The sequence below is a fragment of the Peribacillus sp. 05N428 genome (assembly GCF_056397085.1).
This window is the reverse complement of the sequence record NZ_JBFTMS010000001.1, coordinates 163,385-189,080: the sequence shown is the minus strand read 5'-3', so window position 1 is coordinate 189,080 and position 25,696 is coordinate 163,385. Positions and strand designations below refer to the sequence as shown.

The following is a 25,696-nucleotide window of genomic DNA, read 5'->3' as shown; positions in this document are numbered from 1 at the left end:
CTTCTGCTTTCCTGAAGCTAGGGGATCTAACCGATATATCTTAAAAATAGCGGGCGATAATCCTTCCTAAAACAAAAATCCCAGTATTACTTTTCTTCCTTTTCTTTTGTAATCTCAATATCTCTTCCATTTACATCATCAATGACTGCCTTTATCTCGCCTTCCACATAAGTATCCGAGACTTGTTCGTGGGTTCGAGCCAGTCCAGAAGATAAAGGGTCTTCCCGTTTATAATCGCTGACATCATATATTCTCCCGGCAACTTCTGAAGATTCATTTTTTGATTGCTTGCTATCCATTTTTTCACTCCTAGTTTTTAAATTATCATTGCAGTATTAAAGACAAAGGTATTTTGTGTAAAAAACGAAGCAATATTCAATAATGATGAAAAAAGGAGGGAAAAGACAAAAAAGCTTACAAGTAAAAACCCCTTTCAAGGACTTACTTGTAAGCTTAATGAGAATTTAGGCTTCCTTCTTCACATCCACATTATCGGATGGGTCACCCCAACATTCCACATTCTTCAAACCTTTAATATTGTTCACATGGAAAACTGGATTTTTCCCACTTTTCTTTTGCTTTTGATAATCCGCCAATGCAGCAAAAGCAATTTTCCCTAGCAATGCTATGGCAATCAGGTTGATAATGGCCATAAGGGCCATAAGCAAGTCAGCCAGTCCCCAAACAAAATCCAGTGAGGCAAGCGAACCGAATATCACCATCCCTACGACTGCGACACGATAGACATTCAGCCAAACCTTATTTTCATTGATGAAGCCGATGTTCGACTCTCCATAATAATAGTTGCCCACAATGGAACTAAAGGCGAATAAAAGTACGATAATGGCAAGGAAAATTCCTGCCCAAGATCCCAATGCCGTTCCGAGGGCATTTTGGGTAAGGACGATACCGTCCGTTTCCTTCGATGTATAAAGACCGGAAAACAAAATGATGAAGGCTGTCGAGCTGCAAATGATGAGCGTATCGACAAAAACACCTAGAGACTGAATGAGCCCTTGTTTGACGGGATGACTGACATCAGCCGTCGCACCAGCATTTGGTGCACTACCCATCCCGGCTTCATTTGAAAATAGGCCGCGCTTGATTCCCTGCATCATGGCAGCTCCCAGTACTCCGCCAGCCACTTCTTTTATTCCATCGAATGCACTTTCAAAGATCAAAGCAAAAACACCAGGTAACTCGGTAATGTTCATGATGATGATAATCAACGCCACTATTACATAGGCTCCTGCCATGATCGGAACGATGACTTCAGAGACTTTTGCAACCATTTTGATCCCGCCAAAAATGATGACAGCCGTGACCATAGCCAAGATGATTGCCGTAACCCACTTTTCAATCCCAAACGATTCATTGAATGCGCTTGTAATCGTATTGGCTTGTACCGAGTTGAAAGCCAATCCAAATGTAAGCGAAATCAACACAGCGAAAGTGATTCCCATCCAACGGGCATTCAATGCCTTTTCCATATAATAAGCAGGACCGCCGCGGAATGCATCCCCATCCTTGACTTTATAGATTTGAGCAAGTGTACTTTCAATGAATGCGGAAGCAGATCCGATCAATGCTATTAACCACATCCAGAAAACGGCTCCAGGTCCGCCCGTCGTGATCGCGATGGCAACACCCGCAAGGTTACCCGTTCCTACCCGCGATGCCGTGCTTATGCAAAATGCCTGAAAGGATGTTACACCTTTTTTATCCGCAGTGGCCCCTTCTCCCAAAAGCCTGAACATTTCCCCTACCATTCTGAATTGGACAAACTTCGTGCGGATGCTAAAATAAAGACCCAATCCAACCAACATGATGATCAATATGGAAGACCATAACACACCATTAGCCTCACTAATAAATTTTTCTAAGAATTCCATTAAAACAAACCCCTCTACTTAACTCTGATTATTATTATAAAAACATATACAACTATAATTTATTTCCCCGTGCATCGAGAAGATAAACAAAAGAAGCCCGTAAAAAAAAGGAAATTCCACAATGAATCTCCAATACAATAATATATTATATCCTAACACTTCATTTTTTTCATTCATGAATTGGTGGAATCAATCGAAAAATAAAATATATCAGTATCATTTCCTATAGATAATACTCATACTTCCTCACTTCATTTAACGTTCACTGCAACGTTAATTATACTCATATTCCAAACACATCTTGGATATAGCACATAAAAGCCTCACACGTCCTGATTCCAGGTAAACGTGCGAGGCTTATTTGCATTCCTCTGCTCTATCTTATATTTGCTATAAGTCTCAATTTTGCTAAATGGTTAGAATACCTTGTGAAAACATCTTTCTTAATTCTTTTTTATCTATTTTTCCAATAGGCGTTAATGGGAACTTATCAAGAAAATAGGCAATTTTAGGAACCATATACTTAGAGGTCCGTTGTTTGCAGAAATCAATTAATTCCTCACTAGTACAGCTCAATCCTTCATGCAATGCTATCACGACACACACTACTTCTCCCCAATCTGGATGGGGAACGCCAATGCATGCGCTCAATGCAACAGAAGGGTGCTGGTTCACCACTCGCTCCACTTCTGAAGAATATACGTTCATCCCGCCTGTAATGATCATATCTTTCTTCCTGTCTACAATATAAAGGTAACCGCTTTCATCCCATTTACCAATATCCCCCGTGTAGAACCAGCCATCACGGATGTATTCACGGGTAAGATCCGGTCTTTGATAATATCCAACCATCATGGCTGGTGACTTTACGATGATTTCTCCAAACTCGGTTGGTTTTACATCATTTCCATTCTCATCAATCAGTCGAACTTCGGTAAGAATGCACGGTTTTCCACAGCTTTTCAAAACTTCCGGATTATTATGATAAGCCCATACATGAGCGCTCTTCGATAGTCTTGAAATGACAATATTACATTCTGTCATGCCGTATTGCTGGCGCATGATAGGCCCGAATACTTCAAAAGCTTCTTTTAGGCGCTTCTGTGAAATAGGTGACGCACCGTAGAAGATATTGCGCATGGAGCTCATATCATATTCCATCTTCTTGGTCTGATCAAGAAGCCTGTATAACATGGTCGGTACCATGAATGTCGTCGTAATTTTGTGTTCCTTTATCGCCTGTATGAATGCTGCAGCGTCGAATGAGCCCATCACATAAACATGGACGCCCGAAACAAGGGATCTCCAAAGTAGTGAACCGGCTGAATGCACAATGGGCGTACTTAGCAATACCCGGTCACGGTCGTCCAGCGGGTCTTCGATAGCTGCAGAAAGTATCGCGGCGCCGAGTCCCTTCTGGGAATGCATGACGCCTTTGGGTGTACCCGTCGTCCCGCCTGTATAGGACAGAAGGGCAATGTCATCTTCTTCAGCTATTGGCAAGTCTAAATTATTTATTTCACCAGGCCATTTAAACAGTTCAAACTCCTCCGGATAATTACTATTAAAGCCAGGGAGCCCAATAACATGGACATCCTCCTTCTTTATTTCTTCCAAATACTCTAAGAAGGTGTCAAAGTGTGTCTGTGTAGCAATTATGACCACTTCTGGTTTTGCTTCCTTTAAAATGAATTGTATTTCTCGTTTTCCGAGTTTTTCACTTAATGGCACCAAGGTAGCCCCGCATTGCTGGACGGCCAAACCAAACATCACACTTTCCAAACTGTTTGGAATGATGGTCGCTATGCGGACGCCCCTTCCTGCACCTAAACGCAGTAAATAAGAAGTGATAAGTTCTGTTTTCTTCCATAACTCGTCGTAGGTTATCGTTTCTCCGTTTGGCAACAAGGTAATAGCCGGCAGGTCGCCGAATCGTTTCATTCCTTTATTCATCAGTGACTGAAATGTCAACTTATGCAGCATGTATTTTTTCCTCCCCCGAAAAGGTTTTCACCCTTTTAATAGTGCTTTGGCAATTGTATTTTTTTGAATCTCTGAGGTTCCGCTCAGAATCCGATACATCCTTGCACTCCTGTACATTTTTTCTACTGGATGCCCTTTTGCCAAGCCTTTGGAGCCAAAGATTTGGATGGCCTTGTCAGCCACACGGCTATTTACCTCTGAAGCAAACAGCTTGGCCATGGACGTACCGGCCCGATCCTCTTTTCCTTGATCAATTTTATCAACCACATCATAGACCATGCACTTTGCTGCATAGATTTCCGTCGCCATTTCTGCGAGCATATGCTGAATTGCCTGGAAGTCACCGATGGGCCGGCCATGCTGGACTCTCGTTTTAGCATGTTCAATAGATAAATCGAGTAGGTGTTGAGCCATTCCGATGAAGCCGGCGGCATGGGATGCGCGATTTGTGTTTATTCTTTTTAATCCGAGCAGCAATCCTTTTCCTGGTTCACCGATTATATTGGCGGCAGGTACCCGACATTGATTGAAATTCAATTCAGCATGTATGCGCTCTCCTGATAGGGGAACTTGGATGTCTCCTAGTTCAAACCCCGGCTGTTGGGGTGTTTTTTTATCAACTAGGAAAGCAGTGATCCTTTCTTTTTCTCCTTTCCGGATTTCTTTCGCTATGACAATGGCGAAATCAGCATAGGGGGCAGCACTGATAAAATGTTTTTTTCCGTTTAATATATAATCATTGCCGTCTTTAACGGCTGTTGTTTCGATAGCGAAGGCATCGGATCCGGCATTTGGTTCTGTAAGGGCAAAGCAGCAACTCACTTCTCCCGTCACAACGGGCATCACATATTTTTCTATTTGCTTCGGTGTAAAACTTTCCAACATCTGACCAATTCTTAGCGGCCCGCCAATCTCCCCTATAACCTGCCCCCATAAAACCGCTCCGGAACGTGCCAATTCTTCCTTGAACATGCATAATCCTTTTAAGCTTACATCTTGTCCACCATATTTTTCAGGGAGGTTAATTCCGTAAAAGCCCAATTCCCTGGATCGTTTCCTTGCCCATTTTATGGCTTCCATCGGAATATCCTCTTCAGCATTCAAGCCATGCTCCTGTTCATATGGAAGCAGTTCATTTTGGATGAAATCCTGCAACTTTATTTGAAGTACCTCTAATTTCTCTTCCTGGGTCGTAACCATAAGTTTCCCCTTTCGCTTTTTATTTTCGTCTTACTTTTTAAATATTTTAAATGTTATAAAATTAATTTTAAATGTAAATAATATTTAAGTAAAATAAGGATATATGATGTAAATATAAAAAAAATTGATGTAAACAAAAAAAATATTAGTTCCCTATCATCATAGGAAACTAATATTTAAGAGTGGTGTAAAATTCGAGACATTTAATAAACTCCCTGGCAGCTTTTGAAAAATACTGTTTCTTAGAGCGAACGTAACCGAATTCCATTGTACTATTTTCCAGCTCCACCAAAGGAATGGCCACAAGTTCCCCGCTTAGGAAATAGGGGTCGCTGTTAACTCCAATATCATAAGAAAAGGCAATCGCTAACCCCTCAGCGACGGTTTTTTTGATGATCTCTGTATTATTTGTGAAAAACAAAATATTCATCTCACCGTAATGATCAAAAAAAACTTTAATGAACGACTTCATTCTTGGTCCATTGTAAATGACCAAATTTTGGTCCATCAGCTCTTGTGGGGTTATGCTTTTACGGTTCACTAAAGGGGAGTTCTTACTGACCATCACAATCACTTTTGCTTCCATCAAAGGTTGGAATTCCAACTCAATTTCTTTGGGTTTAACCTTTGGGATATTCAATAGCCCGATGTCTATCTTACCATTCCGTACTTCTTCGGTTATCTCTTGTCCCCCTTTTTCTTCAATGACAATTTTCACCTCGGGATACTTCTTCTTAAATAAGGCCAAGGATTTAGGCAAAACCGTTAGAAATAAACCTTGTGTTGATGAAAGGCGCAACTCTTTTTCCATCGTATCTGAATGTATTTGGGCACTGTCTCTTATTTCTTCCAATTTGCTTAATACTTCAAGAGCTTTCTGGATGATTTCCTTTCCGTCTTCTGTAGGTATGGTTCCTAACCTTGACCGCTTGAAGATTTTTATACCTAATTCCTTCTCCAAACTCGTAATGGCCATACTGATTCCAGATTGAGAGATATGGAGGCTTTCTGATGCCGTGGAAATCGAGTTAACCTCGGCTACCTTGATGATATATTCCAATTGTTCAATATTCATGGTTTATTCTCCTTCTAGCCTAATACTACTATCATACCTCGAACAGAAAGCCCTTTCAATTTTAGAGAAGTGGAATCAGAACACCTCAAGCTGTATTCTCAAAAGCAGAATCCAGTTTTAAACAATGGTAGATGTTTTTTCGTATTCTTTAGCGGGTTGTGCCTGATTATTTTTAATAGATACGGCAACAATCGTTCCCAATAACGCTATTATCACCAAAAACAGGAAAGCGGCATTATAGGAGTCATTAAACAGACTGATAATCAAACCGAGGGCTAAAGGAGATACCGCACCTGCAATTTGACCGGCGAAAGTTACGAGTCCGGAGGCAGAGCCCGTTAGTTCCTTTGGTGAGTATTTTATGATGATCGTATATAGAACGGTTCCAAAGAAAGACAGTGCTACGGAGTTGAGGGTGAGATACGTGATGATAAGTCCTATAGACGTGGCGTTAGACATTAAAAAGAGAAAAATTGCCGATAATAAAGCGCCTGCAGCGGCAAGATACTTCTCCCGGTTAGCCATATGTTTATCCAGAAGCCACCCGCTTACATTAAACATCAAGAAACCAAAAATATAAGGGATTGCCAATAAACCTCCGGCGGCTATTAAATCCACTCCTTTTTCTTTAACCAAATATATAGGCATCCAAGTGATCAAACCATAGTTGATAATATTTGATATAAACTTGAATGTTATGAGTTTCCAAATATTTTCGATTTTAAATAACAGTTTCAGAGCAACCTTTTTTTGTTTCGGTTTGTCTTTTTTAACCTCTTGATTTCCTTGAGGCTTGAGAATGAACCAAATTCCGAAAGAAGCCAATATCCCTAGAATTCCGGCAATGGTAAACATGCCCCGCCAACCGAATGCCACCACCATGGAAGCAGCAAGTGCAGTACCTAATATCCCGCCAATATTTTGGGCAGACAGGAAAAACGAATTTGCCCGGCCCCGTTCTTCTTCCGGGAAGTTATCTCTTATAGTGGACATACTGGCAGGATAGAAAGGCCCTTCACCTAACCCGAACAGAAAACGGATGAATAATAAAGACATAAATGACCAAGCAAACCCAGTCATTACAGTGAACAAGGACCAACTAAACAAAGAAACAGTAACCATGACCCTGGCGCCATACTTATCGGTCATCCATCCACCAAGCGGTTGCATGAGTGAGTAGCTAACAAAAAATATACTAATTAAAATACCTGTCTGGGATGTAGTGAGATGAAACTCTTCTGCAATAGGAATAATCCCGACATTTATGGCAACGCGATCAAAAAAACTTAAAATCATTCCAACAAATAAAAGGCCGCTAATCATTATTTTTCGTTTATTACTTGCATATAACTGCATTCCCCATCACTCCATTTTTTCATATTTTCACAAAACCTCAATCGCATAGGAAGCGCTTACAATTCCTTTCGAATTACAAAACTTGAAATTTTCTTTTTACGGTTATTGACTTTTGTTCTGTAACTATTAGGAGCGTTTTATAAAAAAATAAAAACGAAACAGGATGCCTACAGGAATAATTAATACATTCAAACCCACGAGACTGCTAAGTAGACTCGTGGGTAACCGATCCATCCTGGTTTCAGAATATGAAGTGGTTGATTATCACGGAGTTACGATATTAACCTTTGGTTGGAATTGATCCAGCAAAGTCAGGAAATCTTCAAACTGATTTTTATCACCGGAAATCGCAACTTTACCGGCTGCTTCCATTTTGGATAAATCTTCACGTCCCAGAGCAATCTGATAGAAGGTCATTTTATCTAATGTTAATGTTGCATCAGGGGTGGACGCCATTTTCCCTTTTCTGAAGTTTAAAACAGAATTATTCAGATCGATCGTGTAATTGGTTTTCGAATCTGTAAATGTTAAATGGAATGCCATATTTTTATTTTCCGCTTTTATTCCGTTTAATTTAATGGACAAGAATTTCAGGAAATCATCCATTGGCATATTGAGCAGCGTATCGAGATTCATCATTCCGCCACTTCCCTTCGAGTCCGCCACGCCGTTCCTTAACTCATCTGCGCCGGTAAGATAGAAATTACGCCACACAGAAGATTCTGCTGTGTATCCTAATTGCTCATAAGCTTTAGCCAGTAAATTTTTTGCTTCTGTATTTTTGGGGTTAGCCATGACTACATGCTTTAAGACTTGAGCCACCCAGCGATATTCCCCTTTTTTATAATCAAGTTTTGCCTGTTTAATGACCTTCTTTTCTCCACCCATATATTGTACATATTTAGCGCCCGATTCCTCTTGTGGTAATGGATCCAAGTCGGATGGATTACCGTTGAAATATCCTAAGTAAAAGTTGTAAACCGCCTTTACGTTATGTTTCAATGTTCCGTAATACCCCCGATTGGCCCAGACTTTATCCAACTTTTCAGGAAGCTTTAACTTTTCCGCGATTTCGTCGGGTGTGAGACCTAAATTAGCTAATCGTATGGTTTGGTCATGAATATATTTGTACAAATCACGCTGACTCTCCAACTGCTCCAAAACATTGTCCCTTCCCCATATGGGCCATGTATGGGCCGTAACCATAGCATCTATATCCTCGTTTCCAAACAGATCAACTGTTTCATCAAGTGCTTTCACCCATTTTAAAGTATCTCTGGTTTTAGCTCCCCTTAATGTATAAATATTGTGTAACGTGTGCCCGGTGTTTTCCGCTACCACTAAAGTTTTGTAATCATTGATATAATAATGCATTTCAGATGGAGCTTCCGAATCCGGCGTCAATAAAAATTTAAATGTTATTCCGTCTATTTCCACCGTTTGAATATCATCCTTCACTTCCATTGTTGGAGGTAAATAGCTAAAAGTTCCGTTACTTAATCCAGGGCCAATACCAGAAGTAACAAATCCCCTTTCATTTGCGGGTAAGAGATTTCCAAACATATAACCTGCACGGCGAGACATTATATTGCCTAAAAGAATGTTTTCACTTAACGCTTCTTCGTTAAAACCTGCTGGGACAATAATCGGCACTTTAGCTGGATTTTCAGCATATTGAGCAATGCCTTTTATACCACCAAAATGATCCGCATGACTGTGACTAATAACAATTGCACTTACTGGGTATTTGGGCCGATGTTCAAAATAAAGCTCCATGGCTGCTTTGGCTGTTTCAATAGTAGAAAGTGTATCCAAAACTATTAATCCTGTTTTTCCTTCCACAATGGTAAGCACTGATAAATCCTGACCCCGAACTTGATAAACGCCATCCACCACTTTAAATAAGCCTGTTATATTTTGTAACTGAGCTTGCCTCCACAAGCTTGGGTTTACAGTAAAGCTTGCCGGCTGATCTTCTTTGATGAATGAATATCGATTACTATCCCATACCACGTCACCTTTTGAATTTTTAATGGGATTCATATTCAAAGGCGCAATGAATCCTTTATGTGCATTCTTGAAATCTTCCTTGTCTGAAAAATTCAACAGTTCATAAAAAGCCTTATTTGCTGAGATTGTTGCATCTGTTGCCGGCATTGGCTTATCTGAAGCAGCATTTGTAACAGAAGAACCTGCCAGTAAAGCAAAAACAATGGGAACGGTTACAATTCCTTTTATAAAAGATATTTTGGACATTTCATACCCCTTTCTAAGTAGATATCATGTATCTATTCCGAATTTTGCAGCAGTAAACTTTCTCATTTTTTAGAAATTTTTAGAATAATATGAATTTATTTTATAATTAATTTGACTTTAAGTATATTTCCTATTTTTAATGGTAACTTCAATTTTATTTATATAAAAGCTATGTTAAATTCTAATGTTGATATTTGACCATTAGAAAACCGCCTTGGTGAAAAGGCCGTTCATTGAGCTATCGTCCCCGTAGTTAAATAGATTAGTTGTGTCTGTTTTATTGAGTGTCTGCGTCGCTTTTGTACTCCAAAAAGAACCTGGCTGACAATCCAAAGTCTTACATATCCGTTAATCATTTATTTTTTGACATTATATCTGGGGCATTTTTTAATGGCTTTTGAAGTGCGTCCACAATGGCTGCGATGATACTTGTTGCTAAAATACCCATTAGACATAATGATGTAGGACCCGCTGCATCATCACTACCTGTAACTTTAGCAAGCACCCTTAAGCTTACTATTCCTAACAAAATGAGGAAAATGACTGTAAAAGTACATTTCTTTATAATCTTCAAAGATTTAAGGGATAATTCAGAGAAAGCATTGTTCTTTTCGATGTAGGTTAATAGTTTATATGCTTGATACAACGCAACAGAAAACGCAATACAGAATCCGTATGCACATACTAAAAAGGGGATTAGGAAGTAAGCCGTATCTGGATGTACCCTTGCATCTCTAACGGCTATCTCAGGCAACCAGATACACAAAGCAAGCACTGCAATTCCAGCCAGAAAAATAATTACCTTTAAGAAAGTCGTTGAACCTCGTTTAACATTCATTTAAAACACCTCACTTATTTAATGACAACATGATTTTAGCATATTATTTATTGTATTACAGTAAATTTATATTGTTTTTATTTATATTATTATTGTTATTGAAATATCTTTTTAATTTTGACAAAAATAAAAAGCACTTCTCATTACAAAGAAATGCTCTTACTTTAAAATGTTAAATTTACAACTTGTTCAACAAAACTGCCCGTTTAGATTTATGTGGTCTTCTGGTGCATTGAAGAGGTGTGTTTGTGAGGTCGTTGAAGGTTTGATGGCAGGCTTTACAGCGGTAACACTGTTTCACCTCTCCTGTTTTGATAACGCATTAACCAAATCGCACAAAAAAATGGCTGTCGCAATGTGGGCAGACAAGACTAGCTTTATGCTTTTGTACCTGGATTTCATCAATAGCACGAATAGGAGCCGACATCGGTTTCGTTCGAGACTGCAAGAATTATACAAGTTGCTGTTTACCGCTTTCATTTAATGCTTCGGCGAGCTTCTTTATTTCCTTTAACTCCACGCTATATCATCTCCGAACCATCATTATATCTTTTATTATGCCCATTAATCCCTTTGTTTGTCTAACCGAAGGCTTAACAACCAAATTCAAAATTCCCCTCCCGATAGACAAGAGCTTTTATAATCAATGCGGTATATTCAATTTACCATGACTTTTGCTTGCTACCGGGGCTACGCCGTTAACCACGAAACTGAAAATGCTGCCAATTATAAGTGTGAACAAAGGCAGCGTCCCATCCTTATTGAAGAAAATCAACAAATTTAGACACTCCTATTTTATTAAAACGCTTGTTTTTCCTGACTAGCCATAAATTTCTTGCCATATTTATTCTGTATATATCCACTTCCCGCAAAAAGCCTTGCTCCAATTCTCTGGCCACTGTCAACCTTGGCAAAATGCTGATTCCAAGTCCAGCTTCAACCGCACTTTTTATCGCTTGTGTACTGCCAATCTCCATGTAGCTTTCAATTTTTTCTAAAATCCCATGCTCCCTTAGCATATTTTCTACGATAAGCCGTGTTCCGGAAATGGATTCACGCCAAATCATCCTTTCATTTCCCAATTCCTCTAGCTGAATTTCTTTTCTTTCTTTCCATGGGTGGTCGGATGGACATACCAATATCAATTCGTCTTCGGCGAACTTGTCTACAATAAAATCTGTGTTTTCCACAAGTCCTTCCACCAAGGCCAAATCAATGACATCGTTTGAAAGATCCTCCAAAACCCGGGGCGTATTTTTTATCGTCAATGTCACTTTTATTTCTGGCTGTTGTTTTTTGAATCTCCCAAGCAAGCTAGGCAACAAATACTCTCCGATAGTCAAGGAAGCCCCTACAATGAGATTTGCATTGTATTTACCCGTCGATTGCTGAATCACTTCTTTTGAATGGTTGAAGTCATTTACTATGGCTTTAGCAAAAGGGTATAACAGCTTTCCTGCTTCTGTAACTCTCAGCCTTCCTTCCTCACGGTCGAATAACAAAGTGTTATAATAATTTTCCAGTTGATGGATCTGCCGTGTTACAGCGGGCTGAGATAGGAAACTTAACCTCGCTGCCTGGCTTATACTTCCTTCATCCACCACTAAACAAAACATTTTCAGATTTTCCAATTTCAAGAAAACGACCTCCATGTTTTTAGATAGTTTATTAAAATGATAGCATCATTAGGTAAATGGTGAAATGAAAATAGTGAGATACATTCTAAGGCTATTCAATTATTGGCGGCATTCTTTATAAAACGGATGAATCTTCTGGGTATAACGTTTTGTTATACCCGATGATTTTGTTGCAATTTACCCAGCCCTTTTTCTTTGATATGTTAATGATAAGAATTAAACAAAGCATGCAAAGGAAGTGACTGATGTCAATGAAAGGACAATGGAAAACTCTATTCCAATTATTTTGGACCTTTTTTAAAATAGCACCTGTCACATTCGGAGGCGGGTTTGCGATGATCCCTTTAATCGAAAATGAAGTGGTCGAAAAGAGAAAATGGATGAAAAGCGAAGAAGTTACGGATGTTTTTGCTTTATCTCAGTCCGTACCGGGAGCTGTCGCCATTAACTCCGCCACCTTTATCGGCCATCGAATTGCCGGAATGAAGGGGGCAATGGCAGCCATGATCGGTGTTTCATTACCTACCTTTTTTATTGTTCTGCTCCTGGGCATTGTGTATTTTTTCATTCAGGATAATCCGAAGGTAGAATCTGCATTCATATCGATCAGAGTTTCCATAGTAGCCATCATTGCATATGCGGCTATCAAGATAGGAAAATCGGCAGTTGTAGACAAATCAACTTTCTGTATTTTAATAGTAGGAATTCCTGTCCTCTTCTTTCTTCACCCTGTGATGGTTATATTAGCGGGAGCTCTAGCGGGTATTGTGACCATCTCCATTAAGAGAAAATTAGGTTACGATGTCAAAATGGACAAAAAGGATAGGAAAATAGAAGAAAATGATTTCGAACCGTTCATGGGTGCTGGCATATAGGTGAATCAAAATAGGGTCTAACTAATTTTTAAGAAAGCATGTGATGGAATGATGGAATTGTGGGAGTTGTTTAGCACCTTCTTTATTATCGGCTTTGTATCTTTCGGAGGCGGATACGCCATGATTCCCGTAATAGAATCGGAAGTCTCACAGCATGGATGGATGACAACGCAGGAATTCACCGATATAATCGCCATTTCCGGAATGTCCCCAGGGCCTGTCACCGCCAATAGTGCCATTCTTGTTGGCTATTCGACTGCTGGGTTAGCAGGAGCCATATCATCTGCTCTAGGAATCTTGCTTCCTGCCATTATATTCGTAACCGTTATAGCCACATTTTTCAGCAAATTGAATCATTATCCAGTTGTTCAATCCATGTTTTATGGATTAAGACCGATTGTCACTAGTTTGATCATCTTTGCAGCGATCAGTTTAGCACTTTCCAATCATATGATAGCCGTGAACTTTTCATGGCATACGATAAGCTTATTACTCGTTTTTGGTTTATCGTTATTTGCCCTAATGAAATTACGCTGGCATCCAGCCTATGTAATTATTCTTTCCGGTTTAGTTGGTGTTGTCCTCTATTCATGACAGTTGTCTCACACACAACCATCATTAATTTGGACCGGAATTAAGCAGAAAAATTGAAAAATGATTGATACTATATAAGTGCGAGAAAACTTTATTATGTTTATGTATTTACCATACAGAAAACACCCTGCATCCAATGATTCAGGGTGTTCAGACTGTAGACAAACTCAATGAAATTTTAGGGGTTTGTTTTAACTTTTAGTTCTTCGATCCATCATTTCCCGGCTGCAACCGTGGAAAACCAATCAGGATGGCAAGGACGCCACAAAGTCCAATCAGGATTGGGTAATATGAATACGGCAAGATGCTTAACGGAGAAATTTTTGCTACCCCTGCTGCAACAAGCAGTTGTGCTCCATATGGGATCAACCCTTGGATACAACATGCAAAAATGTCAAGGACGCTCGCCGATTTCCGCGGATCAATCCCATACTTTTCAGAAATATTTTTGGCAAGTGGCCCGGCAATGATAATCGAAATCGTGTTATTTGCCGTTGAAAGGTTCGTTAAACCAACAAGCCCCGCAATGCTGAATTCCGCCCCTTTTTTTGATTTGCTATTTCGTGTCACAAGGTGGAGTAGATAATCGATGCCGCCATTATGTTTGATTACAGCAACCATACCTGCAATTAAAATGGCAAGGAAGGAGATTTCATACATTCCCGCCATTCCTTCTCCGATTTTTTGAATGACACCCAACGGTTGATAACTACCATCAGCCAAGCCGATGATTCCGGCAAATACGATTCCGATGGAAAGGACCAAGAACACATTGACTCCTGCCAATGCAGTGACCAATACGCAAAGATACGGAAGAATCTTCACCCAATCATAAGACTGTTGGGAAATGTCAGCTTGTTCACCCATCGTTAAAATGCCTAGGATGGCACATGTGATGATGGCTGCAGGTAAAACGATGAAAAAATTCACTTTAAACTTATCCTTCATTTTCGTTCCCTGAGTTCGAACAGCAGCGATTGTCGTATCTGAAATGAATGAAAGGTTATCCCCAAACATCGCACCACCAATAACGGCCGCCATTGAAAGGGCAAGCGAAATATCTGTTTGCTCACTAATTCCAACCCCGATAGGTGCCAGGGCAACAATCGTTCCCATGCTTGTCCCCATGGATAGTGAAATAAAACAAGCGATGATGAAAATTCCTACCATTAATAGATTTTGGGGAAAAACAGCTAAGGCAAGATTCACTGTTGATTCAACTGCCCCCATACCATTGGCAACTTCGGAAAAAGCTCCGGCTAAAAGGAAAATGATTACCATTAACATAATATTGGCGTCACCGGCACCTTTACAGAAGATATCAACCTTTTCATTGAATGTCTCTTTCCGATTCATCGCCAATGCAGCTGCCGATGCAATGGATATCGCTACAATCACCGGAAATGAATAAAAATCTTTAGTGATGATTCCGGATCCAATAAATAAAATTAAAAATACGACAAATGGGATCAATGCCCATGGATTCCCTTTATTGTTTGCACTCATGATGTACACCTCTTTTTATTTTTCCCGCGACATGTGTCACAGCTCTATTCTATTAACAGTTTTCGCAAATAACTCCAATTTGAACCTACCTGATTATCCAGTCATGGAGCTGTAGCAAAAAACTGGCATAAAAAAGACCCCTTCTATTTAACAACAAGAAGAGGTCTTTTAATTTATAAAAAACACCCTCCTTATCTTTCAGGCGAAAATCAGCCTGCTGGATTTGGCACAGCACTCCATTTAAGTCCGCTGCCGAGACATCTTCGGGCCAGTCCCTCCGTCTCTCTTGATAAGAAGATTACATTATATAATTTATCTAAAATTACGATGACTGCCAGAAAAGTGCCACGCTAGAAACTTGCCTGAGTTCGTGACATCGAAAGTCGTTTTGAAAAGCAAATATAACAGTACAGCATTTTGTCTATTTTCGCAAGGGTTAATTTTTAAAGTGTTTCACATGCACTCCTTACTGTTCATAAAGAGAATCTAAGTTGATTGGAGCGGGTGTACGAGACTTCTGCGGAAAAAGCGAGTGCCTGGAGGCAACGTCAAATTGTACAAACCATAAAAAAAATGTAGACAAACTCGATTTTCATCAAGTTGTCTACATTCTGAGAGGTCTAATGAACTCTCAGCAAATTTGTTGGATTAGGTTAGGTGTATTATTTTTAGTCGAGTTTACATCTGTCGATACTTCAAATGCTTCCATCTGTTCCGAATCGAATGACTTTAAATACTGTTGCAGATATGCAGGATCATTAATGGAAGGATTCAACCAATCTTTTTCATCTTCTGGCTTTAGGATGACAGGCATGCGGTCATGAATGCTGGTCATTAGCTCATTTGGCACGGTTGTTATAACGGAGCACGAATAGATGCTGATGCCTTCAGGAGATTTCCAGGATTCCCAGAGACCGGCCATTCCAAATGGAGCATGATTCTTCAGTTTTATTCGCATCGGTATTTTTCTTTCTGGTGTCTTCTTCCATTCATAAAAAGAGTCAGCGATTATCAAGCATCTCTTCTTCTTATACGCATTCCTGAAGCTTGCTTTCTCAGCAATGGTTTCCGCTCTGGCATTGATCATTTTGTAGCCCGCTTTTTCGTCTTTTGCCCAGAAAGGAATGAGTCCCCACCGAAGATATCCAAGCCGGTTCCTTACCCCGTCATTAATGACGGAGAGCACGGATTGGGAGGGAGCAATATTGTAGCTGAATTGGTATTCCTCATCAAATGACCCTCGAATATCAAACCGTTCTTTTATTTCTTCTATGTCAGTGAAAAGAGTGAAACGTCCACACATAATATCGCCACCGTATTAAGATTTATTACAGTGTATCAAATGGAACGGGCAGCCACAAATCAGCGTTCTAAAATCCTGATATCAGTAAATGGTTGATTAAATAATTCGCTGGAAATCAAAAGAGTGCCAAGGACTTCTCTTTCATCTTCAGCTTTAATGATTTCCGACAAAATTAAGGTACTGCCATTCCTGACCGTTACTTTATATTCATTCATGGAATCCCTCCTCAAAAGGCTAGATGGTTGTTATTATAAACCAAAAACCCACAAGTATCAGTATTGAACTTAGCAGAGTCATGGAAAATCCACATGCCTTTATATTTTAAATGGTTAGTCGAACGAAGCAATGCCTGTGACCATGATTCCTTGTGAAGGAGGCGTAAAAAACTGTCCATGAATGATTCATGGACAGTCTGGGCGCTTTAAAGGTTTTTCGCTTCAATACTGAAGATAACATTAAGGAAAGCCCCAACAGTCGATACGAAAAAAAGCGCTCTTTCCGGGAAGACCGAATTGAAGTTGCGGCCATCGCATGTCCATTATTTAAAATGCAGCAAAACCTCATTTATTAAATGCCCTGCCAATGTAACGGTCTTATTATTTTCGTCCAATGCAGGGTTTACTTCAGAGATATCAAATGAGAGGATCTTTTCATTCGATACGATATGCCTAATAATGGCACGGACCAATTTCGGATCCAGTCCAAACGGCGATGGTGCACTTACCCCAGGTGCGTAGGCTGAATCAATAACATCCGTACATAATGTAAGCATGATATAGTCATTTTCCTTAGCGAATTCATTTATCCTCCGCTTCGTTTCATCCATTTCGTATAATGACAAATCTTCTTCCAATATGTAGTCGACCTTACTCCTCTCTGCAGTTTCAAACAGTGCCTTCGTATTCCCCTGCTTCTGAATTCCGACACATAAATAGCCACAACTTTGATCTTCGTCCAAAATCTGCTTAAACATCGTTCCAGATGAAGTTTCATTTTCATAAGGTCTCATATCAAAGTGAGCGTCAATATTAATAATCCCTAGTCTAGCTTTTGGTCCAATGGATTTCCTAATCCCAAGATAATGGCCATACAGGGTTTCGTGACCTCCCCCAAGTATGATAGGAATCGCTTTACTCTCCAAAATCCGGGCAACAGCTGATCCCAGTTGAGATTGGGCGGCTTCCATATCTGTACTTTCACATATTACATCGCCAGCATCCACCAGCTCGGTTTGGGAAGGTAAATGACAGGGTAATTTTGCCAACGACTGCCTAATATGATCAGGACCCACGGCAGCACCAACCCTGCCTTTATTCCTTCTGACTCCTTCATCACATTTAAAGCCAATGAGTCCAAAAGTTCGTGATGCATTGGAAGAGGTGGCTAATTCTGAAATTGGTGCCAAGCGCACTCTTTGGTGGTATCTGAAGCTATCTAGGTTAGTTTGGGAATCAATTCTTCCATTCCAATATTTTAAAGTCGGATGAGTATACATAATTTCTCCTTTATTTTAAAAATTCCGAAATATCTTTCTTAAAAATTATAATGGAGATAATGTATAATTACCAATACAAAAAATTAATATTTCTATAGAAGGTATAGCCGCTTTCAGCGTACATTTATGATATTGACAGAGATATCTGTTGGAGAATATCTTCCTCTTATCCGTTTGACATTGCTGCTCAAGCCAGTAGATTTAGCAAGAGATAATCGATTTTGCCTATAAATAAAATCCACAAAAAGCCCAATTTCTCGGTGTTGTAAGCGAGAAATTGGGCTTTGGCATCATATAAAATCAACATTTAACAGAAGGCTCGATCTTAAGATATTCTTACTAAACTTTAGTATCAATTTTCAGTTACTGCCCCCTTATATGACCTAGTGACAAGGGGCTTTGCCATAAACCGCAAAGTATCATGATTTCACTGATTCTCCTAATTCGAAAGTATTTCTATATAACCTTCTGTTCCATTTACTCGAATACGTTGCCCATCTTTTATCAGCTTGGTGGCATTTACCACACCGACAACAGCAGGTAAGCCATATTCACGTGCGATGACTGCTCCGTGGGTCATCAGCCCGCCAACTTCGGTGACGAGTCCTTTTATGGATACAAATAATGGTGTCCAGCTAGGATCGGTGAAGGTTGTAACCAGTATATCTCCATCTTCTAGATTTGCATCTTCCATGTTTAAGATGACACGTGCTCTGCCCTCTATAACTCCGGAAGAAACCGGTAGACCTACAATAGCTTCGGCCATGAGATTTCCTCGTTTATACTCCCCTACAATGATTTCACCATCAGACGTGATAACACGTGGTGGAGTAAGTTTTTCATATAATTTGTACTCGTCTTTTCGTTTGCTGATCATCTGGTAATCTAGTTTATTTGTGCGTACGACTTCTTGAAGTTCTTCAAAAGTGAGATAATATATATCTTCTTTTTCATGAATAACGTTGGTTTGTACGAGTTGTTCGGCTTCCTTGAGTAAAGCCTGCTTATAAATGAAGTAGCGGTTAACCATGCCGTATTTTGGATATTCCCGATAACCGATGAAATTCCGGATTAGGCTGATCATTCGTTTTGTTTCTTTGGCTTTTTGTTCACCATCCGGTAATTGCTTCAATCGATCTAATATCTCTTGTTCTTTTTTCAAAGCTTCCTGTCGCCCTTGCTCAAATTTCCGATTGCTAGCATTAGGCTCAAAGTTTTTGATATTACTAAGAATCACGGGGACAAGTGTAGTTGGTTTTTCGCTCCAACGAGTCTTAGTAATATCGATTTCTCCAGTACATCGCATTCCGTATTTGCCGAGATAATCATAGAAAGCATCCTGGGTTTCCTGTCCACCATCAAACTTAACCAGTTCATCCATAAAATTATCATCTTTTACTTGTTGTAAATAATCAATTACTCCTGGATAAGGACGTATTACATCTGCGACATCCAATAGCGCCAGACCCATTTCTGAAGTAATATTGTTTGGTACAGATTGAGAAAGTGTGTCGGCTGCGTTTTTTTCACCTAACCACTTATTCATTTTTTCATTGATCCATGATGATGCATCTATAGCAGCCATAAACACAGCTGAACTTTGTGGGTCAAATAAAATCTTCTTTAATATCTGGATATCTTCCAGAATGAAATCAAATAAATCCGATCCTGATTTCGTTTGGATGTTTTGTTTTAATTCTTCTATCGATGTTTGACTACGCTTAATCAAGTCAGAAACGATTTTCGGGTCGTTTTCAATTTGTGCCCTAGAATCCGCAGACAACACACTTTTATTGCTTTTACCGGAACTCTGTTCTTGCTTATCATTTGGTAAAGATTTTATGAAATCTCCTCGCTCTATTATGTTAATGAGTGCGTCTTTCATGAGCGGGTCATGTTGTCCCATGGCCTCTACTAACATATTTCTGCTGTCAGATGAAGCTACCATATGTGTGACATCAACAAACAGCCTTCCGCCAGCCTTACGCATGGGTGCAGGAGTCGTTAACAGCCAAAAAGATAATCCCAATGGTTTCATGGCGTCAGTCATCATTTGTTGATGACCGACAGATACATAGACGTGATTCTCTTGATCATTCGCTTCAGGGATGGGGTATAAAGTAGTGATTGGACGGCTCTGGACAATATAAAATGTATCATCAACCAAACACCATTCGATATCTTGCGGACAGCCAAAATGCGCTTCAAGCTTTCTGCCGATCCTTTCAAACTCCAACACTTGCTCATCTGACAGGGTCGATAAAACCTGCTGCCCCGGCTCAATTTCCTTTTCCACCGTTCCGCCTTCTTTTCGTGCATATATAGCCAACTTTTTGGTAGAAATCTTCTTCTCCACAATCCTACCTTCTTGAACTTTATAATTGTCCGCAGACACTAAGCCAGAGACAAGTGCCTCACCCAGCCCAAAGCTAGCATCGATCGAAAGCACCTTGCGGTTTGAGGAAACTGGATCAGCTGTAAATAGTATTCCGGAAGCTTGCGGAAAAATCATCCTTTGAATAACAACAGACAGATAAACCTCGCGATGGTCAAAACCGTTTTGCATTCGGTAAATCACAGCACGATCAGTAAATAGCGAAGCCCAGCACTTACTAATATGTTGTAAAATTGCATCTTTTCCTTTGATGTTTAGATAGGTATCCTGTTGACCTGCAAAGGACGCAAATGGAAGATCTTCGGCTGTAGCGCTAGAACGAACAGCATATGCATGCTCGAAGCCAAAAGTTAAGAGACATCGGTCGATATCTTCTTCGATTCCCTTGTCGATCTCGATTCCCTCAATCAGATCACGAATCTTCCTGCTAATTTCACTTATACTTTTTCGTTCGTCCACTTTTTGTACTGCAAGCTGATCGAGTAATTGATGAAGCTCATCATTTTCCCCAATGACTCTTTTAAATGCCTCAGTGGTAACACAAAATCCTTCTGGTACAAGAATTCCATCTATCCTCGAGCATTCGCCCAAATTCATCCCTTTGCCACCGACCACCATTTGTTTCGTTTTATCGATCTCCCGAAACTCCAGTACATATGGTTTCATTTCTTTCCCTCCCATTTATCGCTCAATACCAAGACAATCATATGACAAAAATTGTTCATTTGATCAACCATTCACGCTGTCCAGTCGTTCTTGCTCCTACTGAAGTTCCATGTTCCTTCTCAGTCAATCCTTTTTAAAAAAAGGATTGACTGAGAAGGAATTTATGTTGTATAATTATAATAGGGTATAAACTATACAAAAATATAAAATTAGTGTATCTTTATAAATTTATCACAGTTTCTCATTTTTTTCAATGTATTTCCATGACCCCAATTGTAGTAAATGCAATGGCAGAAAACACCATTTTACAAGGTAACTCACTCACAATAAATGATATTCAATCATTTATTGCAGCGTCAGGGGAAATACGGATTTACAACCTTACAGAAATCCCAATAGTAAAAAGCCCGATTTCTTAATAAGAAATCGGGCTTTTTTGGTTACTCCATTAAAGCGTCCGAGTATTAATCAGGATTTTAAAAATTTTAACCTTCCCAAATAATTGTACTTAAACGACTTTACAAAGAAGGATGTCTTCTGGATTTAGATTCAAGAATAGTTTTAATTGACAGTAAACATCCATGAAACACCAAATTTATCCTTCAACGAACCGTGAAGTTTAGCAAAGAATGTTGCACGAAGATCCATATGTATAGATCCCTCTTCTTTTAATATGTTCCATGCCTTTCTAGCTTGTTCCTCAGAGTTAAGCTCCACACTTACAACCACTTTGTCACTATCCTTCAATTCACGGTTTGAATCAGAACCCATTATAATTCCATCTTCTGTTAATCTTAATTGCGAGTAAAGAACAAGGTCTTTATCACTCTCTTCAACAGGAAAGTCCGGGCTTGATGGGATTTCACTATATTTTTGCATAGCAATAAGTTCCCCGCCAAATGCTTCTATATACAGTTTGAAAGCCTCTTCACATTCTCTGTTAAACATTAAATATGGTTTAATCATTTTCATTCTCCTTTGAATCAAGTTTGGAATCCTTAATAATAACCGGTACCTAGATTATCATCGTTACAAGCATACAAGAACATTAGTTCTGTTTTCAAATAAAAATCATTCTTTTTTATAATAAAACTTAAACCTGTATCATTATGCACAAAAATAGTATTGTTAAATTCTCGACGTACAGCATGATAAACGGTTTCCAAAAATTGAACGTGATTTCATCAACAAAACTTATAATAATTTCCACAATGTGGCACTATCCGGAACAAGGATCAGCGCTCATTTTTCATTTTGAAGGATATTATTGGTACCGCCTCGTGTAGGACAACAAAACAAGAAAACTACCTCCCCCTGCTACATGAAGTTAATCCGAGATAAATATTTTCTCCAATATTATTTGACGGGAATATTCCTGTTTGTTTATATCTCACCCAAAGGACTATAATTCTAATAAAACGTGGGGTAAAGATGAATACTACATTATTAATTACTCTTCGAGTGGGGGTGGTGACCTCATTAGAAACGGCCCTTTCACCGCGGGAGAATATGCAGAACGACTTCAAATTCGGCACCCATTGGCATCCAAACATCTAAGTGGGCTTCATAAATCAGGATCGGTGGAATTTATGCGGAAGCAATTCGTCGAATTTACAAGCTTCGCCCAGAGCCATTTAGCATTAAACATTTGGTTCGAACAGTATTGTGAAATATGGGAAGAAAGACTCGACAGCTTGGAACTTTATCTGAAGAAACTACAAAAATTATGATTGGAGGAATAAAATGTTTCCAAAAACCGAAATCACCCGCAGTTTCAATGCTCCTCGCGAGCTTATATTTAAGGCTTTTACCGAATCAGAACATCTGCAGAACTGGTGGGGCCCAAAAGGATGGGCTTTTGATATTTCTAAGTTCGAGCTTCGCCAGGAAGGTGTCTTCCATTACAGTCAGACATCTCCTGATGGTAATGTAATGTGGGTCAAATTTGTTTATCATGAAGTAAATGCCCCAGATAAACTCGTTTACACCTCTTTCTTTTCTGATGAAATGGGGAACATCGTACGTGCTCCTTTTAACGACAACTGGCCATTGGAAACTCTCAATACTTTTACATTCACCGAGCATGAAGGTAAAACAACACTTACGATGATTGGGGTACCTGTATCCCCAAGCGAGGAGGAAATGAAAACTTACGAGGAGTCGCGGGAAATGGTTCAGGAGGGCTTTTCAGGAACCTTCGTTCAACTGACTGACTACCTCTCTACTATTTCATATAACTAAAAAACAACCCCAGACCTCTCTTTACATAGAGAAATCTGGGGTTTTCAAGTTTAGGTTCATTTAGAATTCAATTTCCCGAGCAGACTTAGAAAGGCAATCAATTCGTGACACTGCCATCTTCGTCCGGATCTTCAATATCCGCCGGATCTTTTTCCAATAGGGCCTCTTTGTCTTTTTCGTTCCATTTTGTTTTATACCCTAATGATTTCGCTACTCCTAACACAGGTAGATACGATTTTTTATCTGGTTTAAATGTTTCTAAATCCCCTGTTTGGATTACACCCAAACCTAGTAGCAATTTATCTGATTGGATATAGGGTTTCTCATCGATCAGTTTCATTTGATCAGCTGTATAAGGATAAACGGCTCCATTCACTTTTAAGGTAAACGGTCCCTTTTTTTCTTCTTTTATTTCTTTTGGCTTTTTCGATTTATGGGAAACATTATACACACCTTGAACAGTTCCTTCTCTCGTATTATCGGCTCCTCCATACATTTTCCCCTTTTCATAATCATAAATAACAGCTTGCACATTTCCGATATGTTGCGGTTTTTCTTCATAAACATGGCCTTTAGCCATTAACTCCAGTCTTGTATTTTGTTCAATTCCCGGTTCCCATCTTACTGTCGGATAACCAGCAGAATAAATACGTGGCGCATATATGGCATCTTGAATGAGCATTTTATGATCAAGCACGTTCATGATCGTTTCAGATACCGATGCGATTATCGTCGCTCCTCCTGGTGAACCAATGGCCATGAAGGGGTTCCCATCTTTTAATACGAAGGTCGGGGACATACTGCTTCTCGGTCTTTTTCCCGGTTCCACCTGGTTAACTCCACCTGGTGTGGCATCAAAATCCGTCATTTCATTATTTAGCATGAATCCATAATCAGGTACCATGATACCTGATCCGAATACTTGCTCGATTGTAGTCGTATAAGCAACCATATTTCCCCACTTATCCATTACAGAAAAGTGAGTCGTTTGTCCGATTGGGGTTTTCTCTTCTTTTACCATCTTCATTGCAGTGGGTTCTTTGCCCTCATACTTCCATGGATCGCCTGCTTTGACATCAGCTGTTGATCTATTTGGATTGATGAGTTTTCTTCTTTCTTTAATATAATCTTCATCTAATAGTCCTTCTGTTGGTACATCATAAAAATCTTCATCCGCCATATAGGCAGCGCGATCGGCAAAAGCCAGATGCATGGCTTCGGTTAGATGATGAAGATACTCAGGCGAGTTGGCCCCCATCTTTTGCACATCGTATCCTTCCATAAGCTCCAGGATTTGCAGAACAGTCAAACTGCCTGAGCTTGGTGAAGCTGCCCCTACCACTTCAAATCCCCTATATTCCGTTTTAATCGGCTCTCTTTCTTTCACTTCATAGTTTTCCAAATCCTCAGTTGTCATCGTTCCTTCACGCTTTTGAACTTCTTGGGTAAGTGCTTCCCCGATTTCACCTTTATAAAAAACGTTAGAACCTTGTTTTTTTATTAACTTAAGAGTCTTTGCCAGATCTGGCTGAACGAGGATGTCTCCCTCTTCCAATGGCTTTCCGTCTGGTACAAAAACTTTTGCAGCCGCTTGGTTATTTTTAAGCTTTGTTACATTTTCATCGATATATTGTGCTGTTGCCCAATTGACTTTCACCCCTTCTTCAGCCTGTTTAATGGCCGGGCCAGTGACTTGTGATAATTTCAATGTTCCATATTTCTCAAGAGAAGTCTCCACCCCCATCAGAGTCCCAGGAACTGCAACCGCTTTCCCTGATGTGTGCCGCTTACTAAAAGGAATAGGTTTTCCCTTTTCATCTAAAAAAAGTTCAGGCGTAACATTTTGAGGTGCCATTTCGCGATTTTCGATCATCGTTATTTTATTTTCCTTTTTATTATAAATCATGATAAAACCACCGCCGCCGATTCCAGACATCATTGGCTCAACTACATTTAATGATAATTGAATGGCAGCTGCTGCATCGACTGCATTTCCGCCTTGTTTTAGTATCTCTATACCCGCTTCAGCTGCTAACGGATGAGAAACTGAGACGATTCCATTTGTAAAACCCTTTCCCATTGACCCATCCACTCCAGGGACACTTGCAAAAGCCGGTGTGATCATACAAAAGAAACTGAAAGTAACTAAAATAAAACTTTTTAAAAATTTCATGAATTAGTCTCCTTTCAAAATAGAACAAATTAGGGTTTTATCATAAGGCGGGTGGATATACAAGCAGATGTCTCTAGTAGGAATATGCTGGTTGTCTCGATAAAAAGCAGTCTGCACATTCCCATTTGGCGTTGCGTTCTCAATGATGCTTCACTTCAAGAAATCACCCCCCTGAATGGTACAGCTCTACCCTTTACTTCCGGATCGATAT

The 25,696-nt window shown here is 39.6% G+C and carries 19 protein-coding genes, 1 pseudogene and 1 riboswitch; of the genes and pseudogenes, 3 read left to right on the top strand and 17 right to left on the bottom strand.

All coding sequences use genetic code 11. From position 1 onward, the window contains the following. Positions 1–86: 86 nt before the first annotated feature. From AC1DIV_RS00805 to AC1DIV_RS00760, 10 genes and pseudogenes are all read right to left on the bottom strand, one after another. Positions 87–299, bottom strand: a complete 213-nt coding sequence (locus AC1DIV_RS00805; RefSeq protein WP_289351859.1) for a YozQ family protein — start codon at positions 297–299, stop codon at positions 87–89. A 165-nt stretch (positions 300–464) separates the two neighbouring features. Further along, positions 465–1,892 carry an alanine/glycine:cation symporter family protein gene (locus AC1DIV_RS00800; RefSeq protein WP_034312526.1) on the bottom strand — a complete coding sequence of 476 codons (1,428 nt, stop codon included), beginning with the start codon at positions 1,890–1,892 and terminating at the stop codon, positions 465–467. Between the two features lie 408 nt (positions 1,893–2,300). Next, positions 2,301–3,875, bottom strand: coding sequence for a class I adenylate-forming enzyme family protein (locus AC1DIV_RS00795; RefSeq protein ID WP_340876216.1), 1,575 nt, complete (start codon positions 3,873–3,875; stop codon positions 2,301–2,303). Between the two features lie 27 nt (positions 3,876–3,902). Then, on the bottom strand, positions 3,903–5,075 hold the full coding sequence (locus AC1DIV_RS00790) for an acyl-CoA dehydrogenase family protein (RefSeq protein WP_340876214.1): 1,173 nt from the start codon (positions 5,073–5,075) through the stop codon (positions 3,903–3,905). A gap of 169 nt (positions 5,076–5,244) precedes the next feature. Next, positions 5,245–6,150: a LysR family transcriptional regulator gene (locus AC1DIV_RS00785; RefSeq protein ID WP_323598037.1), complete on the bottom strand. Its 906-nt coding sequence runs from the start codon at positions 6,148–6,150 to the stop codon at positions 5,245–5,247. A 117-nt stretch (positions 6,151–6,267) separates the two neighbouring features. After that, on the bottom strand, positions 6,268–7,506 hold the full coding sequence (locus tag AC1DIV_RS00780) for an MFS transporter (protein ID WP_048679211.1): 1,239 nt from the start codon (positions 7,504–7,506) through the stop codon (positions 6,268–6,270). Positions 7,507–7,770: 264 nt separating this feature from the next. Continuing rightward, positions 7,771–9,762, bottom strand: a complete 1,992-nt coding sequence (locus tag AC1DIV_RS00775) for an alkyl/aryl-sulfatase (protein ID WP_477575614.1) — start codon at positions 9,760–9,762, stop codon at positions 7,771–7,773. Between the two features lie 352 nt (positions 9,763–10,114). After that, positions 10,115–10,600, bottom strand: a complete 486-nt coding sequence (locus AC1DIV_RS00770; RefSeq protein ID WP_323598039.1) for a DUF2975 domain-containing protein — start codon at positions 10,598–10,600, stop codon at positions 10,115–10,117. A 214-nt stretch (positions 10,601–10,814) separates the two neighbouring features. Continuing rightward, positions 10,815–11,120: pseudogene (locus AC1DIV_RS00765) on the bottom strand (transposase); the annotation flags it as partial. Between the two features lie 238 nt (positions 11,121–11,358). After that, positions 11,359–12,237, bottom strand: a complete 879-nt coding sequence (locus AC1DIV_RS00760; protein WP_252269780.1) for a LysR family transcriptional regulator — start codon at positions 12,235–12,237, stop codon at positions 11,359–11,361. A 245-nt stretch (positions 12,238–12,482) separates the two neighbouring features. Here AC1DIV_RS00760 and AC1DIV_RS00755 point away from each other — a divergent pair, with 245 nt between their 5' ends. After that, on the top strand, positions 12,483–13,112 hold the full coding sequence (locus tag AC1DIV_RS00755) for a chromate transporter (protein WP_340876210.1): 630 nt from the start codon (positions 12,483–12,485) through the stop codon (positions 13,110–13,112). 48 nt (positions 13,113–13,160) lie between these two features. Continuing rightward, the gene (locus AC1DIV_RS00750) at positions 13,161–13,706 is read left to right on the top strand and encodes a chromate transporter (protein ID WP_226990396.1); all 546 of its coding nucleotides are present in this window, start codon (positions 13,161–13,163) and stop codon (positions 13,704–13,706) included. Between the two features lie 198 nt (positions 13,707–13,904). Here AC1DIV_RS00750 and AC1DIV_RS00745 read toward each other — a convergent pair whose 3' ends face one another. The 6 genes from AC1DIV_RS00745 to AC1DIV_RS00720 form a co-directional block, all read right to left on the bottom strand. Next, positions 13,905–15,212, bottom strand: coding sequence for a Na+/H+ antiporter NhaC family protein (locus AC1DIV_RS00745; protein ID WP_340876209.1), 1,308 nt, complete (start codon positions 15,210–15,212; stop codon positions 13,905–13,907). A 188-nt stretch (positions 15,213–15,400) separates the two neighbouring features. Then, a riboswitch (SAM riboswitch) is annotated at positions 15,401–15,508 on the bottom strand. 335 nt (positions 15,509–15,843) lie between these two features. Then, on the bottom strand, positions 15,844–16,515 hold the full coding sequence (locus AC1DIV_RS00740) for an SOS response-associated peptidase (protein WP_340876208.1): 672 nt from the start codon (positions 16,513–16,515) through the stop codon (positions 15,844–15,846). A gap of 59 nt (positions 16,516–16,574) precedes the next feature. Further along, positions 16,575–16,730, bottom strand: a complete 156-nt coding sequence (locus AC1DIV_RS00735) for a hypothetical protein (protein ID WP_153246094.1) — start codon at positions 16,728–16,730, stop codon at positions 16,575–16,577. Between the two features lie 323 nt (positions 16,731–17,053). After that, on the bottom strand, positions 17,054–18,010 hold the full coding sequence (hutG, locus tag AC1DIV_RS00730) for a formimidoylglutamase (protein WP_340876207.1): 957 nt from the start codon (positions 18,008–18,010) through the stop codon (positions 17,054–17,056). A gap of 439 nt (positions 18,011–18,449) precedes the next feature. Then, a complete protein-coding gene (ppsA, locus tag AC1DIV_RS00725) occupies positions 18,450–21,071 on the bottom strand; it encodes a phosphoenolpyruvate synthase (RefSeq protein ID WP_477575613.1) in 2,622 nt (873 codons plus the stop codon). 561 nt (positions 21,072–21,632) lie between these two features. Then, positions 21,633–22,037: a VOC family protein gene (locus tag AC1DIV_RS00720; protein ID WP_340876205.1), complete on the bottom strand. Its 405-nt coding sequence runs from the start codon at positions 22,035–22,037 to the stop codon at positions 21,633–21,635. A 777-nt stretch (positions 22,038–22,814) separates the two neighbouring features. Between AC1DIV_RS00720 and AC1DIV_RS00715 the strand changes: the two genes are divergently transcribed. Then, entirely contained in the window at positions 22,815–23,312 is a 498-nt protein-coding gene (locus tag AC1DIV_RS00715) for an SRPBCC domain-containing protein (RefSeq protein ID WP_340876204.1), read from the top strand. 97 nt (positions 23,313–23,409) lie between these two features. On the opposite strand, the gene ggt is transcribed toward AC1DIV_RS00715, so the two are convergent. Beyond that, the gene (gene ggt, locus AC1DIV_RS00710) at positions 23,410–25,485 is read right to left on the bottom strand and encodes a gamma-glutamyltransferase (RefSeq protein WP_340876203.1); all 2,076 of its coding nucleotides are present in this window, start codon (positions 25,483–25,485) and stop codon (positions 23,410–23,412) included. Between the last annotated feature and the right edge of the window lie 211 nt (positions 25,486–25,696).

Coding starts and splice junctions, on each gene's coding strand:
- ppsA (WP_477575613.1), bottom strand. CDS start 21,071: ATGAAACCATATGTACTGGAGTTTCGGGAGATCGATAAAACGAAACAA.
- AC1DIV_RS00780 (WP_048679211.1), bottom strand. CDS start 7,506: ATGCAGTTATATGCAAGTAATAAACGAAAAATAATGATTAGCGGCCTT.
- AC1DIV_RS00735 (WP_153246094.1), bottom strand. CDS start 16,730: ATGAATGAATATAAAGTAACGGTCAGGAATGGCAGTACCTTAATTTTG.
- AC1DIV_RS00740 (WP_340876208.1), bottom strand. CDS start 16,515: ATGTGTGGACGTTTCACTCTTTTCACTGACATAGAAGAAATAAAAGAA.
- AC1DIV_RS00775 (WP_477575614.1), bottom strand. CDS start 9,762: ATGTCCAAAATATCTTTTATAAAAGGAATTGTAACCGTTCCCATTGTT.
- AC1DIV_RS00785 (WP_323598037.1), bottom strand. CDS start 6,150: ATGAATATTGAACAATTGGAATATATCATCAAGGTAGCCGAGGTTAAC.
- AC1DIV_RS00755 (WP_340876210.1), top strand. CDS start 12,483: ATGTCAATGAAAGGACAATGGAAAACTCTATTCCAATTATTTTGGACC.
- AC1DIV_RS00805 (WP_289351859.1), bottom strand. CDS start 299: ATGGATAGCAAGCAATCAAAAAATGAATCTTCAGAAGTTGCCGGGAGA.
- AC1DIV_RS00720 (WP_340876205.1), bottom strand. CDS start 22,037: ATGATTAAACCATATTTAATGTTTAACAGAGAATGTGAAGAGGCTTTC.
- AC1DIV_RS00745 (WP_340876209.1), bottom strand. CDS start 15,212: ATGAGTGCAAACAATAAAGGGAATCCATGGGCATTGATCCCATTTGTC.
- AC1DIV_RS00795 (WP_340876216.1), bottom strand. CDS start 3,875: ATGCTGCATAAGTTGACATTTCAGTCACTGATGAATAAAGGAATGAAA.
- AC1DIV_RS00750 (WP_226990396.1), top strand. CDS start 13,161: ATGATGGAATTGTGGGAGTTGTTTAGCACCTTCTTTATTATCGGCTTT.
- AC1DIV_RS00790 (WP_340876214.1), bottom strand. CDS start 5,075: ATGGTTACGACCCAGGAAGAGAAATTAGAGGTACTTCAAATAAAGTTG.
- AC1DIV_RS00715 (WP_340876204.1), top strand. CDS start 22,815: ATGTTTCCAAAAACCGAAATCACCCGCAGTTTCAATGCTCCTCGCGAG.
- AC1DIV_RS00770 (WP_323598039.1), bottom strand. CDS start 10,600: ATGAATGTTAAACGAGGTTCAACGACTTTCTTAAAGGTAATTATTTTT.
- AC1DIV_RS00800 (WP_034312526.1), bottom strand. CDS start 1,892: ATGGAATTCTTAGAAAAATTTATTAGTGAGGCTAATGGTGTGTTATGG.
- hutG (WP_340876207.1), bottom strand. CDS start 18,010: ATGTATACTCATCCGACTTTAAAATATTGGAATGGAAGAATTGATTCC.
- ggt (WP_340876203.1), bottom strand. CDS start 25,485: ATGAAATTTTTAAAAAGTTTTATTTTAGTTACTTTCAGTTTCTTTTGT.